Origin of the sequence: Nitrosomonas sp. Nm166, assembly GCF_900112825.1 — a bacterium.
Lineage (GTDB): Bacteria > Pseudomonadota > Gammaproteobacteria > Burkholderiales > Nitrosomonadaceae > Nitrosomonas.
Genome location: NZ_FONE01000123.1, coordinates 1 through 1,082, shown reverse-complemented (window position 1 = coordinate 1,082; position 1,082 = coordinate 1). Strand labels below are relative to the sequence as shown.

The following is a 1,082-nucleotide window of genomic DNA, read 5'->3' as shown; positions in this document are numbered from 1 at the left end:
AATACATCGTGGGATTGGGAACAGTCGATGAGCGGATGCTGATATTGATGGATATTGAGAAACTGATGGGTAGTGGCGATATGGGTTTGATTGATCAGAGCGCTAATTAATGGCAGCAGTTTTTTGAAATAAGGAAGATTTAAGGAGATGGGAATGTTTAAAAATATGACGGTAAAAACTGAGTTAATTCTTGTGCTTGGGCTGCTATCGGCGTTGCTGATCGGTATCGGTAGTTTGGGTGTATATGGTCTGAATGAAACGAATGATTCTTTTAAAGGTGTCTATGAAGATCGCACTGTTCCTTTGGGGGATTTGGGTTTAATCCTGGATCGCATGCAGCGTACCCGCTTAAATACTGCCATGTCTGCCTATGGTAGAAATGCTGACATCGTAAAAGAACGACAAGCGATGAGTGATCAGCGGGATGCTGAAATTGCCAATTTCTGGCAGAAATATATGACAACTAATCTGCTTCCTGAAGAAGCAACATTAGCTGAGAGTTTTAGCCAGCAATGGAAAATCTATACAGAATCACGTAATCGTACCATGGCCTTTGCCACTGCCGGAAATTATGATGCTGCAATTGCCAATTTGACAGGGGACGCTGCTGCTAAATTTGATGCAGTGCATGTTACGATGGTCAAGTTGCTTGAGTTACAACGTGATGTCGCAGCTAAAGAATATGCGGCTGCCAGAAGCAGCTTTGAAAACATTTTCATGATCACAGCGACTACGATTACCTTGGGGATACTGCTGGCAGTTGTTCTCGGATATTTTCTATTACGGGGAATCGTTACTCCCCTGCATGAAGCGATTGCTATCGCCAATGCGGTTGCCTCGGGTGATTTATCTACCCGCATTGAGCCACGTGGCACAATTAATGGATTTGATCGTTTGATCAATGCCCTGAAAATAATGAATGATAATCTGGTGGATCTGGTAGGCAAAGTCCGTACGGATGCGGATCAGATTGCAACGGCTGCCAATGAAATCGCATCAGGTAATTCAGATCTCAGCCAGCGCACAGAAGAGCAGGCTTCCAGCCTCGAAGAAACAGCATCAAGCATGGAAGAGCTGACATC

Annotated in this window: 1 protein-coding gene and 1 pseudogene; both read left to right on the top strand. The window is 44.4% G+C overall.

Annotated features, from left to right (window positions below; genetic code table 11):
* A pseudogene (locus BM021_RS16425) lies at window positions 1–110 on the top strand (chemotaxis protein CheW); the annotation flags it as partial.
* Between the two features lie 43 nt (window positions 111–153).
* Window positions 154–1,082: MCP four helix bundle domain-containing protein (locus tag BM021_RS15050; protein ID WP_143074376.1), on the top strand; the 929-nt coding region annotated here is incomplete at its 3' end.